Source organism: Stutzerimonas kunmingensis (assembly GCF_014764705.1).
Classification (GTDB): Bacteria; Pseudomonadota; Gammaproteobacteria; order Pseudomonadales; family Pseudomonadaceae; genus Stutzerimonas.
In genome coordinates, this window is sequence record NZ_JACXXG010000006.1 from 89,623 (window position 1) to 106,817 (window position 17,195).

The following is a 17,195-nucleotide window of genomic DNA, read 5'->3' on the forward strand; positions in this document are numbered from 1 at the left end:
AAGTCTGCGGGTCAGCTGCGGTGCGGCGTTCGACATTGCGCGGGGACCTCTGCCGGAAGTTCTGCAGCTCGGCTAACTGCTCAGCTATCCGTGCTGCCCGCCGGCAAATAGTCGCTGCGGCTCAGGCCGTGACGCTGCATCTTCTCGTTGAGGGTGCGGCGCGGCAGCTGCAGCTGGGTCATGACCTCGGTGATGTTGCCTTTGCATTGCTGCAGGGCGTTGTGCAGGCATTGCGCCTCGAAGGCTTCCATCTGTTCGGCCAGCGACTGGCCACCGCTGCTCGCCGGGGCTGGGGCGCTGAGGCCGAGGGCGTGGCGTTCGGCGGCGTTGATCAGCTCGCGCACGTTGCCCGGCCAGTCATGGGCGAGTAGTTGCGTCAGCTCGCCGGGCGTCATCGGTGGTGCGGCGCGGCCGTGGCGCTGGGCGGCCTGGCTGGCGAAGTGTTCGAACAGCAGCGGAATGTCCTCGCGACGCTCGCGCAATGGCGGGATGTGCAGCTCGGCGACGTTCAGCCGGTACAGCAGGTCCTCGCGGAAGCGGCCGCCGCGCACCTCTTCCAGCAGGTCCGGCTTGGCCGCGCTGATCACCCGCAGGTCGACCTCGATGCTGCGGTTCGAACCCAGGCGTTCCAGGGTCTTTTCCTGCAGCACGCGCAGCAGCTTGACCTGCTGGGCCAGCGGCATGCTTTCAATCTCGTCGAGGAACAGCGTGCCGCCGGCGGCGTGTTCGATGCGGCCGATGCGCTTGCCCTGAGCGCCGGTGAAGGCGCCGCTCTCGTGGCCGAACAGCTCGCTTTCGAAGATGGTTTCCGGGATCGCCGCGCAGTTCAGCGCCACGAACGGCCCGCCGGCGCGCGGGCTGAAGTCATGCAGGCAGCGCGCGACCTGTTCCTTGCCGCTGCCGGTCTCGCCACGGATCAGCACGTTGACGTCGGTACCGGCCAGCTCCAGCACCTGCCGGCGCAGGTTGACCATTGCCCGGGATACGCCGAGCAGCTGCGATTCGATACGCCCCTTGCGGGCGAACTGCTCGCGCAGCTGGCGGTTCTCGCAGACCAGCCGGCGCTTGTCCATGGCACGGCGCACGCTGTCGAGCAGGCGCTCGGGGGTGAAGGGTTTTTCGATGAAGTCGTAGGCGCCCTGGCGCAGCGCCTGCACCGCCATGGGCACGTCGCCGTGCCCGGTGACCATGATCACGGGCAGGTCGGCGTCCAGCGCCACCAGCTGTTCGAGCAGGCCGAGGCCGTCGAGATCGGGCATGCGCACGTCGCTGATCAGCACCCCTGGAAAGTCGCGATCCAGCGCCGCCAGCGCCTCGCGGGCGCGGGAGAAGGTGCGCACCTGGAAGCCGGACAGCTCCAGCCACTGCTGCACGGCCTGGCGGATCGCCGCCTCGTCGTCGATGAAGATTACCTGCCCGCTCATTGCCTGCTCCTCGCGGTCGCGTCGCGGCAGTTTACTCGGCGGCGCGCTCCTCGGCAGCCGGCAGGGTCAGAGTGAACACCGCGCCGTGCTCGTCGTTGCTGACTTCCAGCGTGCCGCCCATCTCACGCACGATGCCGTAGGACACCGCTAGCCCAAGGCCGAGGCCCTGGCCGACCGGCTTGGTGGTGAAGAAGGGCTCGAACACCTGATCCAGATGTTCGCTGGCAATACCGCCGCCGTTGTCGCCCACGCTGAGCTGCCAGCGGTCACCGTTGAGCTGACAGAGGATGCGCAGGCGTCGCTGCGGGCGCTCGGCCATGGCATCCAGCGCGTTGTGCAGCAGATTGATCAGCACCTGCTCGAGGCGGATGGCGTCGCCGCTGACCGCGGCCTCGGCCGGTACCTGGCGGAATACCTCGACCTGCTCGCTGCGAATGCGCGGCGAGAGCAGCTGCAGGGCCTGCTCCAGCACCTCGGCCAGGCTCAGACGCTGGCGCAGCCCTGCCGGGCTCTTGCGAGCGAAGGTCTTCAGGTGGCCGGTCAGCGCCGCCATGCGTTCGAGCAGGCCTTCGACATGCCCGAGGCCTTCGCGCACCTCGCCGTCGCGGCCGCTGTCGAGCAGCAGGCGAAGGCTGGCGAGCTGCATGCGCAATGCGGTCAGCGGCTGGTTGATCTCGTGGGCGAGGGCGGCGGACATCTGACCCAGGGCGGCCATGCGCGCCGCATGCACCAGTTCGTCCTGGGCGGTGTGCAGCTCGCGGGTGCGCTCGTGCACCAGGCGCTCCAGCTCGTTGCGGCTGCGCTGTTCGACGCGGCGGGTCTTGCCGCGTTGCGCCAGGTAGAGCAGCAGAAAGGCCAGGGTCATCCACACGCCCGCCGCGGCCAGGCGATAGCTGCGCACGCTGGCGACCACCATCTGTGGGTCGTGCAGCAGGTGCAGGGTCCAGTCGTCTTCCGGCAGCGCCAGGCGTTGCCAGAGGTATTCGCGGCGGCCGTCCGGGCCATCCACCAGACGTCGCTCGCTGCCCTCGGCGAGTTGCTGCACGCGGCTGCTCGGCAGCGGCTGCAGCGTCTGTTCGGCATAGCGCCGGGCATCGATCAGGCGGCTGCGCACCTCGTCGCTCAGCGGGCGCAGATAGCGGAAGCGCCAGGCCGGGCGGTTGGTGAGGATGACGATATCCAGCGAGTCGGCGATCAGCAGGATGCCCGGCTGGCCGACCCAGTCGCGCTGCATCTCTTCCAGCTCGAGCTTGACTACCAGCACGCCAAGCACCTCGCCGTCGGCATTCTTCACAGAGCTGGAGAGGAAGTAGCCGGGAATGCCGGTGGTGACGCCGACGGCGAAATAGCGGCCGCTGTCGTTGCTCACCGCATCGCGGAAATACGGGCGGAAGGCGTAGTTGTTGCCGACGAAGCTGCTCCAGTCGCGCCAGTTGCTGGCGGCGATGGTCTCGCCGTCGCGGTCGAGCAGGTACAGCACCGAGGAGCCGGCTGCGTGGTTCTGCTGTTCCAGGCGCTGGTTGAGCTGGCGGCGCAGCGCGCGGTTGCCCGGTTCGGCGAGCAGCGCCTGGATGTCGCTGTCCAGCGCCAGTAGGGCCGGCACCGAGCGGAAGCGTTCGACCTGCGTGTGGATCGCCTGGGCATAGAGTTCCAGCTGCCCCTGCGCTTCCTGGGCACGCTCGGCCCAGGCGCGCTGCTCGGCCAGGCGCCCGGCCCAGTACATGCTCAGCAGCAGGCCGATGAGGATCAGGGCAACGATCAGGGTTACCCGCAGGCGGTTGGACGGTGCTGGCATGACGGCGCTCGCGACAGGACCCGACGATGGTAAGCGATAGTCGGCAGCGGTGGCGCATTGGCGAGCCTTGGCATAGCACCAAAGTCTTGATCTACCCCAATAGAGGCATAGTGCCATCATCGCTATACTGTGGGGAGTTACCATCAGCTCAGCAGGGATCGCTAGTACGGAACGGCCCGCCGCTCCAGTCGAGGTCCGCCTTGCTCAGAAAAATCCTTGTCAGCCAACTCCGCTTCGGCATGTACGTCCATGGGCTGGACGGCAGCTGGTTCGATCATTCCTTCTGGCGCAGCAAATTCTTGCTCACAGACCCCGCCGACCTGCAGGCGCTGCGCAGCAGCGGCGTCAAGGCGCTGTGGATCGATACGGGCAAGGGCGTCGATGTCGAAACGGCAACGCCCCCGGCCGCCGAGTCTCCACAGCTGGTCTCCGACGCCGTGCCGGTTGCGCCTCGGCCGACCGCCGCGTCGGCCCAGCAATGCAACGTTCAGGAAGAAATGCAGCGCGCCGCGCAGGTGCTCAAGCGTTCCAAGCAGCAGGTGACCTCGCTGTTCAACGAGGCGCGCCTGGGCAAGGCCGTCGACCCGCAGCAGTGCCTGCCACTGGTCGAGCAGATTTCCGCATCCCTGGCGCGCAACGGCTCGGCATTGCTCAGCCTGGCGCGGCTGAAGACCAAGGACGAGTACACCTACATGCATTCGGTGGCGGTCTGCGCGCTGATGGTCGCGCTGGGCCGGCAGCTGGGCCTGAGCGAACAGGAAGTCCAGGAAGCCGGCTTTGCCGGGCTGCTGCACGACATCGGCAAGATGGCCATGCCGCTGGATGTGCTGGACAAGCCGGGCAAGCTCAGCGACGACGAATACGCCGTCATGCGCAGCCACCCCGAGCGTGGTCACGCGATCCTGCTCGGCGCGGGAGCGGCCGTGTCCGAGGCGGTCCTGGATGTCTGCCTGCATCATCACGAGAAGATGGACGGCACCGGCTATCCGCACCGGCTGGCCGGCGAGCAGATCAGCCGGCTGGCGCGCATGGGCGCGATCTGCGACGTCTATGACGCCATCACCTCGGATCGCCCGTACAAAACCGCCTGGGATGCCTCGGGCTCGCTGGCGCGCATGGCGCAGTGGCAGGGGCACTTCGATACCCAGATCCTGCATGCTTTCGTGCGCACGGTGGGCATCTACCCGCTGGGCTCGCTGGTACGGCTGCAGTCGGGCCGGCTCGGCGTGGTCATCGAACACAACGCGCAGCAGCTGACGGCGCCGCGCCTGAAACTGTTCTATTCCACCCGCGCCCGCGCGACGATCGTGCCGGTGGAGCTGGACCTCTCCAGCCCGCAATGCAGCGACCGCATTGTCGGCCGCGAAGACCCCGCCGCCTGGGGCTTCAGCAATCTGGATGCGCTCTGGACCTAGATTGGCGGTCGTAAACGGGGGGCGATGCGACTAGAATGTCGCCCCCCGAATGCGATTCGCCCGGCGAGTCGCTCAGAGAAGAGCTTGTAATGCCCATGACCTGGCTGCCTAGTCCGCCATAGCGCTGCGCCCCCTCGCGTCACTTTGCGACTGCCTGTCATGGGGTGGTCGTGCGCTGCTGTCCGTGCGTTTCGTCGACTGACAGCCGAATCAATCACACCAAAAATCTCGTCTTGTATCGCTGCCGGCCGCCCGTGGTCTGCATGGTGGTGCTTTTGCTCTGGATAGTCCGATGCTGCAAACGATCAAACAAAACTGGTTCTCCAACGTCCGTGGCGATGTGCTGTCCGGCCTCGTCGTCGCGCTGGCGCTGATTCCCGAAGCCATCGCCTTTTCCATCATCGCCGGGGTCGATCCGCGGGTCGGCCTGTATGCCTCCTTCTGTATCGCCGTGGTGATCGCCTTCGTCGGTGGCCGCCCGGGCATGATCTCCGCAGCGACCGGCGCCATGGCACTGCTGATGGTGACGCTGGTGCGTGAGCACGGCCTGCAGTACCTGCTGGCGGCGACACTGCTCTGCGGCCTGTTGCAGATCGGCGCCGGCTACCTGCGCCTGGGTTCGCTGATGCGCTTCGTCTCGCGTTCGGTGGTTACCGGCTTCGTCAACGCGCTGGCCATCCTGATTTTCATGGCCCAGCTGCCGGAACTGACGAACGTCACCTGGCACGTCTACGCCATGACCGCTGCAGGCCTCGGCATCATCTACCTGTTCCCCTATGTGCCGAAGCTCGGCAAGGTCATCCCCTCGCCACTGGTGTGCATTCTCTCGATGACGGCGGTGGCCATGTATTTTGGTCTGGATATCCGCACCGTCGCCGACATGGGTGACCTGCCCGACACCCTGCCGGTCTTTCTCTGGCCGGAAGTGCCGCTGACCTTCGAAACCCTGGCGATCATCTTCCCGTATTCCGCCGCGCTGGCCGTGGTTGGCCTGCTGGAGTCGCTGATGACCGCGACCATCGTCGACGACCTCACCGACACCGGCAGCGACAAGAACCGCGAATGCAAAGGGCAGGGCGTTTCCAACATCGTCTCCGGCCTGTTCGGCGGCATGGCCGGCTGCGCGATGATCGGCCAGTCGGTGATCAACGTGAAATCCGGCGGCCGTACCCGGCTGTCGACGCTGATCGCCGGCGTGGTGCTGCTGCTGATGGTGGTGTTCTTGAGTGACTGGGTCGGGCAGATCCCCATGGCCGCGCTGGTGGCGGTGATGATCATGGTGTCGATCGGCACCTTCAGCTGGGATTCGCTGCGCAACCTCAAGCGCTACCCGCTTTCCACCAACATCGTCATGGTCGTCACCGTGGTGGTGGTGGTCTTCACCCACAACCTGGCCTACGGTGTTCTGGCGGGCGTGCTGCTGGCGGCGATGTTCTTCGCCAACAAGGTCGGCCACTACCTGCACATCGGTTCGGAGCTGGATGCCGCCGGCAATCAGCGCACCTACAGGGTGGTCGGGCAGGTATTCTTCAGCTCGTCGGACAAATTCACCGGAGCGTTCGATTTCAAGGAAGCGCTTGGCAAGGTCACCATCGACCTGTCCCGCGCACATTTCTGGGACATCACAGCCGTGGCGGCGCTGGACAAGGTGGTCATCAAGTTCCGCCGCGAAGGCACCGAGGTCGAGGTACTGGGTCTGAACGAAGCCAGCGCGACCATCGTTGACCGCTTCGGTGTGCATGACAAACCCGAGGCCATCGACAAGCTCATGAGCCACTGACCAGGAGAACAACAATGACCCACGTAATGGCTTGTATCGACGGATCACCGCAGGCCGCGGCGGTTTGCGACTGTTCGGCCTGGGCCAGCAAGCGCCTGGATGCGCCCCTGACGCTGCTGCATGTACTCGACCGCCAGCAGTATCCGGTATCGGGCGACCTGAGCGGCATCATCGGCCTCGGCAGCCGCGAATTCCTTCTGCAGGAGCTGGCCACGCTGGACGAGAAACGCGCCAAGCTGGCGCTAGAGGAGGGCCGCATGATGCTCGATTCGGCACGTCAGCGGGCGATCTCCGCCGGCGTCGCCCAGCCCGAGTGCCGGCAGCGCCACGGTGATCTGATCGAGTCCCTGCGTGATCTGCAGGACGAAACACGCCTGCTGGTCATCGGTCGTCAGGGCGAGGACAGCGGCGATGCCATCCAGCACATCGGCAGCCAGCTGGAAAACGTCATCCGCACCATGCAGCGGCCGATCCTGGTCGCGCCCGGCGATTTCAGCGCACCGCAGAGCGTGATGCTCGCCTTCGATGGCAGCGCCACCAGCCGCAAGGGCGTGGAAATGCTCGCCGGCAGCCCGCTGTTCAAGGGCATGCCGATTCATCTGGTAATGGTCGCGGCCGACACCGCCGACAATCAGGCCCAGCTGGAAAATGCCCGCGGCGTGCTGACCGCCGCCGGTTTCAACGTGGAAATCGCCATCCGCGCCGGTGAAGTCGAGCCGACCCTGCATGCCTATCAGGCCGAGCACGGTATCGACCTGCTGGTGATGGGCGCCTACGGCCACTCGCGCATTCGCCAGTTCTTCGTCGGCAGCAACACCACCAACATGATCCGCACCACCTCCACGCCGCTGCTGTTGCTGCGCTGATCACCATCCGCTGCGCGCCCGTCCCGGGCGCGGCAGCGGTCAGCTGTAAAGGTCCGCCCGGCTCCAGGGCAGCTCGTGTGAGCCATCCGCCAGCGGCTTGCTGGCGAGGATCTGGTGCAGGTTGATCCAGTTGTGGCGGAAGCCGTAGGCGCAACCGGCCAGATAGAGGCGCCAGATGCGCAACGCGCGTTCGGGAACCATCCGTTTTGCCTGCTCCAGCTGCGCTTCCAGCCGCTCACTCCAGAATTCCAGCGTACGCGCGTAGTGCAGGCGCAGGCTTTCCACGTCGACGATTTCCAGCCCGGCATCGCTGATGCAGCTGCTGATGTTCACTAGATGCGGCAGCTCGCCGTGGGGGAATACGTAGCGGTTGATGAACTCGCCGGCGCCATGTCCGACCGGGCGACCGTCGATGTGTCGGGCGGTGATGCCATGGTTCATCACCAGCCCGCCGGGGCGCACGGCGTCAAACAGGCGCTGGCAGTACAGCGGCAGGTTGGCGTGGCCGACATGCTCGAACATGCCGACGCTGACGACCTTGTCGAAGCGGCCATCCTGTGGCAGGTCGCGATAGTCCATAAGCTCCAGAGTGATCTGCTTTGCTAGGCCTTCCTCGGCCACCCGTTCGCGAGCCAGTTCGAGCTGCTCGCGGCTCAAGGTGATGCCGAACACCTTCGCGCCGAACTCGCGTGCGGCATAGCGAGCCAGGCCGCCCCAGCCGCAGCCGACATCCAGCAGGCGCTCGCCAGGCTTGAGCCGCAATTTGCGGCATAGGTGGCGCAGCTTGGCCTGCTGGGCCTGTTCCAGATCCTCGCTGCCGGTTTCGAAATAGGCGCAGGAATAGACCATGTCCCTGTCCAACCAGAGCCGATAGAAATCGTTGGACAGGTCGTAGTGATAGGAAATGGCTTCGGCGTCGGTCGTCTTATCATGCGCCTCGCGCGAAGGCAGCGGAAAATCGTCCTGGCCCAGCGCTCTTGTGATCACATCGCCGATCCGAATGACCTCACCCACTGGCCCAAGCAGGTCGATCTGCCCCTCGACGTAGGCCGCGCCGAGCACGTCCAGGCTCGGCTGCCTCAGCCGGGTAACAAGGCTGGGGTCCTTGATCACCAGCGTGACGCAGGGGGTAGGGCCGATCTCGATCTCGTTGCCATCCCATAGCTGCAGCTTCAACGGCAGGGCGAGTTCTTTAAGGGCCGGTAGCAAGGTTGCCAACATGCTCGATCTCCTTTTCAGTTCAGTGCACGAAGAAAATCCTAGACCATCAAACGGCAACCGGTAGGCTATGGTGATGATAGTTTCGCGCTATGGTTCGAACGGCGGCGAACGTGCATTTGACGGCTTAACTCGCCGGGCTACCGCATGAGGGCTTATGGAACACCACGATTCACAACGCGTACTGATTCTGGTCGCCAGCGGCCCCAGTACCCCGGCGCGCTGCGCCGCGCCTTTTCATATCGCCACGCTGCTGGCCTGCATGGATGCCGAGGTAACCCTCTACCTCACCGGTGAAGGCACGCAGTTGGCGCGCCGCGAGGTGGCCGAATCGCTGCGCGCGGTGGAAGGTGGCGAGCCGCTGTTGCACTTCATCCGCAACGCCAAGCAGGCTGGCGCGCGCTTGCTGATGTGTCGCCAGCCCGGGGTTCAGCTCGACCCCGCCACGCTGATCGCCGAGCTGGATGAAATCTCCAGCGGCGGCGAACTGGCGCAGATGATCCTCGAATACGAACGGGTGCTGACCCTATGAATGTGCACGGCCTGGAATTCCCCGAATCGCTGCGCTACGCCCCAGAGCACAGCCTGTGGCTGCGCGAGGAGGCCGACGGCAGCCTGACCATCGGCCTGACCGCCTACGGCTGCGCGCTGTACGGCCAGATCTTCGCCTTCACCCCCAAGCGCGTCGGCGCACGTATCGAGCGCGAGCGCAGCTTTGGCGTGGTCGAGTTCGCTAAGGCCGCCTCGTCGGCGCGGAGCCCGGTGAGCGGTGAACTGCTGGCGGTGAACGAAGCACTGCTCAAGCGTCCGGCGTTGATCAATCAGGATTGTTATGGGGAGGGCTGGATGGTCCGCCTGCAACCCGCGGACTGGGTCACCGTGCGCGACCAATTCCCACTGGGCGAAGCCGCCGAAGCCGCCATCGCCGAACGCATGCGGCTCGACAACTTCGACCCCGCCAACGCCCATGTGCAGGCGTTGCAGTGGAAATAGTAGGTGCTTGAGGTGGGCCAGGAGCGGAGGCTTTCAGCCCGCCGCCCCGACGCTATGCCAGGGCGCAATGCTGGCAATTGCCGCGGGATAGGCGCTCAGGGCTTGTCCGGCGTCGACAGGTCCAGCACCTTCGCGCAGCTCGCCTTGATCGCATGATCCAGCTGGCGGATACAGATATCGATAGCCATATCGCGCGTGCGCTTGTTCGTCCACTCAAGCTCGGCCAGCGTCTCGATCAGATCCTGATGGCCGCTCTCGTTGACCAGCATGCCGTGCTGCACCGTCAGCGTCCGACCCTGAAAGCTCAGCTGCACCGGGTCGCGCCCGACGAGGGATGCACCTTCAGCCAGCAGGCAATCGATATGGTCACGCAGCGCGTGCAACGTACGGCGCTCATCTGGCGGGTAACCCACGACACCTCTCCTATCCCTGGGAAGAAAAGCCACAATTGTGACGCGCTTCGCGCTGGAGCGCGATGGCTTTTTGATATTGCGAAGTGAGGCAGGCTGTCGCAGGGTGGTTGCGAGGGTGAGAAGCGCAGCGTGGCAGGCGAAATGGCGGAAGGCAGTGGGAGTCGAACCCACCCGGGAGCGGCTGCCGCCCCCAACCGGGGTTGAAGCCCGGCCGCACCACCGGGTGCGATTGCCTTCCATCACGATTGCCAGGCAACGTGGTAATTCCCCATGAGTACTGGCGCCAACGTTGTCGGGCAGGACGAAAGCTAACACGTCTGCACCGATTAGTGGCAGCATCGGTAAGCTGTGAGGCCGGTCACAAACAGGCCAACCGATCACCTAGGAAGTGACTAGGCGCTGGTACGCCCGAAGGACAGGGAGAGGGAGATATGAAGGCTGAATGGAACGACGCCCCGGACTACATCAGAAGGCGCCCGCGCAAGGGAGCCGTAGCATGGCTGATACCAGGGCTGATCGGCACCGTAATCATGCTAGCCGCGCTACAGATGGTGAGTTCGGCATTCCTCAAAGGCACCGCCCAGGGCATCGCCGACAAACGCATCCAGCCTCAGCCAGCCCCTGTCGCCGAGATCACGCGAGCAGAGCCAGCAGCGACCAGAGATTGGGACAAGGTAGTAGAGGAGGTGGCCGCAAGAGGTGCAACGCCTCAGCCGCAAACAGCCCAGCCCCAAGCTGCTACGGCAGAACCACCGCCCAAGCAAACCGTCTTCAACGACAAAAACTATGTTCCCCAGGGCGCGACCAATATCGTTCCTGCTACTCGGGTTATCCCCGAACCGACCATCACGACGCCTTCACGCCAAAAAGAAATTGTTGTTGTAGGCAAACAGTCGAGGATTAGCGACTTTTGTCCGGGAGGGGAAGGGAGTATCGAACGTAGGAACTGTAAAGCAAGTGTTAACTTGAATACGCGAAAATAGTTGGCTTTGCAGATTTACTATAAATAGGCTCGGGATATGCTTGATGTTGATGGGCTTCTAAAAGCCGTAAAAACTGAAGATAAGATTGGTTGCGTACTACGGTGTCACCTTATAACTGAAAGTATCATGGAGAAGGCTATTACGTTCAAGACGCCAGTAGAAGCGTCAGGAATTTTTGACTTTCAAATAAATCGCATTAGTTATTTTACCAAGCTTCAAATATGCACGGCTCTGGGTATGCCGTTGGGCTTGGTTCACTACGTTAATCGGTTGAATAAAATCAGAAACAAGTTTGGGCATGATATCAATTATGATCTGGAAAGAGGGCTAGTTGACGATTTGGCCGATATCTGCGATCGGAATGAGTGGTCGACTTGCGCGAAGAGCGTGAAAAAACAAAGATTGGAGTTAAATTTCGATGAGCCTCAAGTAATACAGTATGGTCAAGATATTAGGATCGACCTCATAATTACATTTATAGTTTTTATTCCAATGTTAGTGGGATGGGCAGCAGCCAAACCGCTCATTAGCCCACGCTTAGGCGACGGTTTATCTAAATAATTGCCAAAGGCCGCTGCATTACATGGATGAGAGTGTACGTTTATTCTTAGAGTGTGCGTCAAATTGGTTATCAATAACGCTTTCCCATTTAAATGACTTTATTGAGTCTGGCTCTCGACTGGTGGCTCGGTGGAATGAGGAAAGCAAGTTTGTTTACCCTCTGTTTCTTTCATTGCTGGCGGCGGCTATATTTTGGTTTGCATTTAATCTTCTGCCGTTTTCAATAAAGTGGAGAAAGTATCGCCCCATTGCCGAATATGACATATGGCAAGTAGAGCAAAAAATGTCCTTAGTGCTCGCTGAATTTCTTCAGATGGTGCCTTATAGGCCCACCGTGTTTCAGAACAAGTTCAGATCGGGGGCAGTAACTGAGACTCAGATCAGGATAATTATTCAGAACAAGTGCCTAAGTGATGCATGGATGTACGACGCAGACGTGCCGGGAGAACTAATATCGATAGGTCACGATATGCGCCGCAAAGCTTTGGAGGCGGAACGGCTGATTGACAAGACGCTTGTGCTTCAAGAATACATAAAAAGCAAAGAGATTATACTTCTTGAAAAAACGAGGCAGTGCCTTAAAAGATTTCAAGTCGAGGAGCAGATCATCGATAACCCTTATACCAAGATAGGTAGAAGAAATCTTGCTCCATTGGTTAATAACTTGGATGGCTTTAGTGTGGCGGTATACGATCTTTATAAAATACTACATGAAACAAGAGGAATATTGTTTCGATATACTGGCCTAGAGATAGAGCAGCAGTTCAGAGTCGCAAAAGCATTGCATTTGTACTATACGGATCAATTCAGCCACTTTGTTAAGTTCTACAGAAAGCTAAGGAGAAAATATAATTTTAAGGCTTTCTATCACTTGTATATAATCGCAATGATCCGGCGAATGTCGTTGTATCCGCCTATCTTACTATTTGAGGATTATCTTGAGGGGAAGGATCGACCGACGCACTTCGATAGGTCTCTTCTTCAGCTATATAAAGAGAGCGACGAATTTCGGCTGATACTAGAAAACAACTATCCCGCTGAGGATATACAGTATCAAATGGAAGCCGATGAAAGTGAAAGAAATCTTGAGCGATATTTTTTGATGAATAATCTTACTATTTATAATTATTTTAGGACCAAAGATACCCGAATGCCAGAACAGCGGTGGGATGCGCTGGAGAAGCTCCTGCGCTAGAGCGCAAGGTGTCGAAAAAGTGTCGAATATAAAGCCTAATGCAGACCAAAATTTGCCAGAACGGGCCGCACTGAACAACCTCATAGACCAGAAATTGCCGACGTAGCCCAACGTCATGCGAAACAAAAACAGGATTTGAAGCCCGGCCGCACCACCGGGTGCGATTGCCTTCCTTATCTGGTCTTGATGTGGGAAAGGAAGCGGCGACCAGCCTACCCCAGTGCTGACTGGATCGCCAAGGCGCTGTCCTGGCGGACTTTGCGTTCGTTGCCGAAGCGGCGGGTGAGGCCGATGCGGTCGAAGTGTTCGAGCAGTTGGATGCTGCGTTTGCGGCCGAGCTGGATGCGGTCGCGGAAGGCGGCGGCGCGGATCACGCCGCTTTGCGCTTCCAGTTGCAGTACATGCCCCGCCAGTTGGCGAATGGTGAACTCGGGGTAGAACAAATCTTTCACCACCTGTTGCACCAGGCCGAGGCGGGCGAGCTTGCGTAGCAGGTTGCGCATCTGCGTTTCGTCGACGCCGAGGTCGCGGGCCAGGTCGCGGACCCAGGGTGGGTCGAAGTGGCCGGCCTCGAGCAGCGGCCACAGGCGTTCCTTCAAACCTTCTTCCGCATCGCTCAGGCGCACCCGGTGATCGGGGCGGTGCAGCCAGGGGCCGCTGGTTTCGATGCGGCCGGCGGCCAGCGCCTGTTCCAGCAGGGCGATGAACACCGGCCGCTCCAGTTGTGGTAGGGCATAGCGGCGTAGGCGGTCGCGATCGGGGCCGAGTTCGTCGGGTTGTTCTTCGTGAAAACGCTGGAGTGAGTCGAGCAGGGTGGCGTCGAGTTCGCTCCAGCGGGCCTGATCGAACAGTCGTGGGCCGAGCCGAGTGCCGATCTCCAGTACGCCATGTGGTAGCTGCCAGCCTTCACGCGGGCGGTTGAACTGGCGCTCCAGGCTTTGCGGGTCGATGCCATTGGCGGCGCTGGCGAGCAGTGGCGGTAGTGCCTGCTCCAGGCCCGGCTGGTCGAGGGCGCGAAGTTGTTCCAGCCGCGCGGCACGGCGGCGATTGCGCGCTGGTGCGTAAGGGTCGAGCACGCGGCCGCCGCCAAGGGTGCGCTGGGCGGACTGGTCGCGCAGGACGATGCGGTCGCCGTGCACGGCGTGGCTCGGTGCATTCAGCAGTAGCTGGGCGAAAGCGCGCTCGCCGGGTGCCAGGCTCGTGCCTTCGAGCAGGGCGACGCGGGCGGTGACGTTCTGGGCGCCGAGGTGTACGTGCACCGGTGTCCAGTGCTTGAGTTCGTGGGCTTCGCCGGGCAGCAGCTGAAAGTCGATGTCGATGCGTTGGGTCGGCGCATGCAACAGTGGGTGCAGCAGCCAGTCGCCACGGTGGATCTGCTCCACTGCCAGCCGCTCGCCGGCAAGATTCAGCGCGACGCGCTGGCCGGCATGGGCTTCGTCCGCTTCACGGTTCTGCGCGTGCAGGCCGCGGACGCGTACGCGTTTGCCGGTGGGGCCGAGCAGCAGTTCGTCGCCGATTCGCACACGCCCGGCAAAGGCGGTGCCGGTGACCACCACGCCGGCGCCAGTGACGCTGAAGGCGCGGTCGATGGCTAGGCGGAAGTGCCCGCTGTCGCTGCGGGCGGCGGTGCGTGCTGCTTCTTCGATCAGCGCGGTGCGCAGGGCGTCGATGCCATCGCCGCGGATGCTGGAAACCGGAAAGATCGGCGCGCCGGCCAGTGGTCCGGCCGCCAGCAGGTCTTCGATCTGTTGCTGGACTTCGGCGATGCGCGCCGGCTCGACGCGGTCGATCTTGGTCAGCGCCACCATCGCGCGGCGAATGCCGAGCAGTTCGACGATGGCCAGGTGTTCGCGGGTCTGCGGCATGACGCCGTCGTCAGCGGCGACCACCAGCAGCACGCAGTCGATGCCGCTGGCGCCGGCCAGCATGTTGTGCACGAAACGCTCGTGGCCCGGCACGTCGATAAAACCGGTGAGGCTGCCTTCACCGAGGTCGGCGTAGACGTAGCCGAGGTCGATGGTGATGCCGCGCTCACGCTCCTCGCGGCGGCGGTCGCCCTGTTGCCCGGTGAGGGCTTGCAGCAGTGCGGTCTTGCCATGGTCGATATGGCCGGCGGTACCGACGATCAACGGGCCAGCTCCTCTTGCAGGTGCGCCAGTTGCTCGAGGAACGCCGGCTCGTCGTCGAGCTGGCGCAGGTCGAGCCAGAGGGCGTCGTCATCGATGCGCCCGAGCACGGGAATCGGCAGGCAGCGCAGGGCTTCTTCCAGCTGGCGCAGGCTGCGGCCGCGCAGGCGCTTGGGTTGCTGCGGGCGGATGCACAGCGCGGCGCTGGGCAGGCGTGCCACCGGCTGCGCGCCACTGCCGATCATGCCCAGGGCATCGGTTACTGCGACTTGCCAGGTTTCGCCGAGCACCGCGGCCAGCGCCGGGGCGATGCGTTCGGCCTGAATGCGGATCTCCGCCTGCGGGCGGCTGAGCAGGCGCAGGCTGGTGAGGCGTTCGGCCAGGCGGTCGGGGTCGCGATAGAGGTTGAGCACCGCTTCCAGCGCGGCGAGGGTCAGCTTGTCGACGCGCAGGGCGCGCTTGAGCGGGTTCTTCTTGATCTTCTGGATCAGCGCCTTGCTGCCGACGATCAGCCCGGCCTGCGGGCCGCCGAGCAGCTTGTCGCCGCTGAAGGTGACGATATCGGCGCCGTCGCGCAACGCTTCCTGCACCGTCGGCTCCTTGGGCAGGCCCCAGCGCGAGAGGTCGAGCAGGCTGCCGCTGCCGAGATCTTCCAGTAGCGGCAGGTCGTGGGCATGGGCGATGCGCGCCAGTTCGGCGGTGGCGACGCTGGTGGTGAAGCCCTGCACGCTGTAGTTGCTGGTATGCACGCGCATCAACAGGCCCGAGCGCGGGTTGATGGCCGCTTCGTAATCCTTGGCGTGCGTGCGGTTGGTGGTGCCGACTTCATGCAGCTTCACGCCGGCGCGGGCCATGATGTCGGGGATGCGGAAGGCGCCGCCGATCTCGATCAGCTCGCCGCGGGAGATGATGCCTTCCTTGCGTGCACCGAGGCTGTTCAAGGCCAGCAGCACGGCGGCGGCGTTGTTGTTGACCACGGTAACGGCCTCGGCCCCGGTCAGCTCGCGGATCAGCCCTTCGATAAGGTCGTCGCGGTCACCGCGTTTGCCGCTGGCGAGATCGAATTCCAGGTTGAGCGGGTAGCGCGCGGCGAGGGTGATCGCCTCGATGGCTTCATCCGGCAACAGGGCGCGGCCTAGGTTGGTGTGCAGCACCGTGCCGGTGAGGTTGAACACTCGGCGCACGCGGCTCTTGTGCTGGCTGGCCAGGCGTTCGCCGGCACGCCCGGCGAGCACCGCTTCGGACAGTTCAAGCGCAGCGAGCTGGCCATGGCGGGCCGGTTCGCGCAGTTCATCGAGCAGGTCGCGCAGAGTGCTCAGCAATGCCTGGCGACCATAGCGCTGCTGCAGTGGCTGGCAGGCCGGGTCGCGCAGCAGCTTGTCGACCGAGGGCAGGTGATTGCTGCTCATGCATCGCTCCCCGGTGCCAGCAGCAGGTTGGGCGCCCGGCGCTGGAAGCCCTGCTCGGCCAGCAGCATGTCCAGGTCCAGGGTGGCGAGGTCGGCGGAGAGGCTTTCGCCATCCGACGCCAGTTCGAGATAGAGCTGCTTGAGGTAGCTGTTGCACTCCGGGCAGACCTCGGCCTTGACGCCCTGGGGCGAGCCTTCGAAGTGCAGGTAGTCGAGCTTCTTGGTGCTGCGGCAGTGGCTGCATTTCAGCCGTACGTAGTGCCATTCGCAGGCGCACAGCGAGCAGACCAGATAGCGCAGGCCGTTGAGCTGACCAAGATGACGAATGATGCCGGCCATGGGCGGCGCGCCGCAGCAGGGGCAGTGGGTCTGGTCTTCGCGTTCGCGCAGGCTGGTGAGGTCCAGTTGCAGCAGCCAGTGGCTCCAGGCCAGTTGCAGGCCGGCGCCGAGGAAGGGCACCAGCGCCGGCGGCAGGCTGTCGTACTGGCCGCTGAGCAATGACACGGCCCAGGCCTTGCGCTGGCCGCCGTCGGCCTCGCGCAGCTGCTCGATGGCAGCGGCTACGGCTGGGTTGTCCGGCACCACGAAGGCCGCCAGCCAGGCATCCAGCAGCGGCAGCCAGACGCCTTCACGCACCAGCGTGTCGGCGGCGAGCGGCGGCAGGTCGTGCTTGAGGCATTCCGCTGTGCGATGGGCGTCCACCGGCAGTTTGGCGGGGTGGTTGTCCAGCGCCTGCTGTTGCGCCTGGCAGATGGCGGCGAGCAGGCGCAGGTAATCGGCGAACGGATGGCCTTCGGCGAGCCTGTTCAGTCGCTCGCTGCGCCGGGCGAACAGATCGCGCGGCGGCAGGTTGATGAAGGGTGGTTTGCTGGCAGCGGCTTCGATCTGCCCGGGCTCGAGAATGGTGCCTGCCACGCAGGACTCCTTTTCGTGGGGTTGTGCCGAACAGCATAGTCCGTCACCGACTACCGCTCGGCTTTCGATGATGCGAGGGGCTGAAGATTCCCGCGTGTACGGG

15 protein-coding genes and 1 tRNA gene are annotated in these 17,195 nt (G+C 63.1%); 8 read left to right on the top strand and 8 right to left on the bottom strand.

All coding sequences use genetic code 11. The features are described 5' to 3' along the window. Positions 1–80: 80 nt before the first annotated feature. Positions 81–1,424 carry a sigma-54-dependent transcriptional regulator gene (locus tag IEG05_RS07660; RefSeq protein WP_191121841.1) on the bottom strand — a complete coding sequence of 448 codons (1,344 nt, stop codon included), beginning with the start codon at positions 1,422–1,424 and terminating at the stop codon, positions 81–83. 31 nt (positions 1,425–1,455) lie between these two features. Beyond that, the gene (locus IEG05_RS07665) at positions 1,456–3,219 is read right to left on the bottom strand and encodes a sensor histidine kinase (protein ID WP_191121842.1); all 1,764 of its coding nucleotides are present in this window, start codon (positions 3,217–3,219) and stop codon (positions 1,456–1,458) included. Between the two features lie 200 nt (positions 3,220–3,419). On the opposite strand from IEG05_RS07665, the gene IEG05_RS07670 reads away from it, so the two are divergent. The 3 genes from IEG05_RS07670 (at position 3,420) to IEG05_RS07680 (ending at position 7,280) form a co-directional block, all read left to right on the top strand. Further along, a complete protein-coding gene (locus tag IEG05_RS07670) occupies positions 3,420–4,634 on the top strand; it encodes a cyclic di-GMP phosphodiesterase (protein ID WP_191121843.1) in 1,215 nt (404 codons plus the stop codon). A gap of 292 nt (positions 4,635–4,926) precedes the next feature. After that, entirely contained in the window at positions 4,927–6,414 is a 1,488-nt protein-coding gene (locus IEG05_RS07675; RefSeq protein ID WP_014822063.1) for a SulP family inorganic anion transporter, read from the top strand. 14 nt (positions 6,415–6,428) lie between these two features. Continuing rightward, complete coding sequence (locus IEG05_RS07680) at positions 6,429–7,280, top strand: universal stress protein (protein WP_191121844.1); 852 nt, start codon at positions 6,429–6,431, stop codon at positions 7,278–7,280. A gap of 39 nt (positions 7,281–7,319) precedes the next feature. Here IEG05_RS07680 and cfaB read toward each other — a convergent pair whose 3' ends face one another. Then, on the bottom strand, positions 7,320–8,501 hold the full coding sequence (gene cfaB / locus IEG05_RS07685) for a C17 cyclopropane fatty acid synthase CfaB (protein ID WP_102833400.1): 1,182 nt from the start codon (positions 8,499–8,501) through the stop codon (positions 7,320–7,322). 154 nt (positions 8,502–8,655) lie between these two features. Between cfaB and IEG05_RS07690 the strand changes: the two genes are divergently transcribed. After that, complete coding sequence (locus IEG05_RS07690; RefSeq protein ID WP_102833401.1) at positions 8,656–9,030, top strand: DsrE family protein; 375 nt, start codon at positions 8,656–8,658, stop codon at positions 9,028–9,030. Further along, positions 9,027–9,491: a glycine cleavage system protein H gene (locus tag IEG05_RS07695; RefSeq protein WP_191121845.1), complete on the top strand. Its 465-nt coding sequence runs from the start codon at positions 9,027–9,029 to the stop codon at positions 9,489–9,491. Before IEG05_RS07690 ends, IEG05_RS07695 begins: the two co-directional genes overlap by 4 nt. A gap of 95 nt (positions 9,492–9,586) precedes the next feature. Here IEG05_RS07695 and IEG05_RS07700 read toward each other — a convergent pair whose 3' ends face one another. Both IEG05_RS07700 and IEG05_RS07705 read right to left on the bottom strand, forming a co-directional pair. Then, positions 9,587–9,904: a hypothetical protein gene (locus tag IEG05_RS07700; RefSeq protein ID WP_003297730.1), complete on the bottom strand. Its 318-nt coding sequence runs from the start codon at positions 9,902–9,904 to the stop codon at positions 9,587–9,589. Positions 9,905–10,046: 142 nt separating this feature from the next. Beyond that, positions 10,047–10,142 (bottom strand) — tRNA-Sec (locus IEG05_RS07705). A 193-nt stretch (positions 10,143–10,335) separates the two neighbouring features. Here IEG05_RS07705 and IEG05_RS07710 point away from each other — a divergent pair. Genes IEG05_RS07710 through IEG05_RS07720 form a run of 3 tightly spaced genes read left to right on the top strand, consistent with a single transcriptional unit; the run spans position 10,336 to position 12,643 of the window. Beyond that, on the top strand, positions 10,336–10,887 hold the full coding sequence (locus IEG05_RS07710; protein ID WP_191121846.1) for a hypothetical protein: 552 nt from the start codon (positions 10,336–10,338) through the stop codon (positions 10,885–10,887). Between the two features lie 36 nt (positions 10,888–10,923). Then, complete coding sequence (locus IEG05_RS07715; protein WP_191121847.1) at positions 10,924–11,448, top strand: hypothetical protein; 525 nt, start codon at positions 10,924–10,926, stop codon at positions 11,446–11,448. A gap of 22 nt (positions 11,449–11,470) precedes the next feature. Next, a complete protein-coding gene (locus IEG05_RS07720; protein WP_191121848.1) occupies positions 11,471–12,643 on the top strand; it encodes a hypothetical protein in 1,173 nt (390 codons plus the stop codon). 212 nt (positions 12,644–12,855) lie between these two features. Here the strand turns inward: IEG05_RS07720 and selB are convergent, their stop codons facing one another. The 3 genes from selB to fdhE are packed head-to-tail and all read right to left on the bottom strand — an operon-like array spanning position 12,856 to position 17,092. After that, on the bottom strand, positions 12,856–14,772 hold the full coding sequence (gene selB, locus IEG05_RS07725) for a selenocysteine-specific translation elongation factor (RefSeq protein WP_191121849.1): 1,917 nt from the start codon (positions 14,770–14,772) through the stop codon (positions 12,856–12,858). After that, complete coding sequence (gene selA / locus IEG05_RS07730) at positions 14,769–16,178, bottom strand: L-seryl-tRNA(Sec) selenium transferase (protein WP_191121850.1); 1,410 nt, start codon at positions 16,176–16,178, stop codon at positions 14,769–14,771. Before selA ends, selB begins: the two co-directional genes overlap by 4 nt. Next, positions 16,175–17,092 carry a formate dehydrogenase accessory protein FdhE gene (fdhE, locus tag IEG05_RS07735; RefSeq protein WP_191121851.1) on the bottom strand — a complete coding sequence of 306 codons (918 nt, stop codon included), beginning with the start codon at positions 17,090–17,092 and terminating at the stop codon, positions 16,175–16,177. Before fdhE ends, selA begins: the two co-directional genes overlap by 4 nt. Between the last annotated feature and the right edge of the window lie 103 nt (positions 17,093–17,195).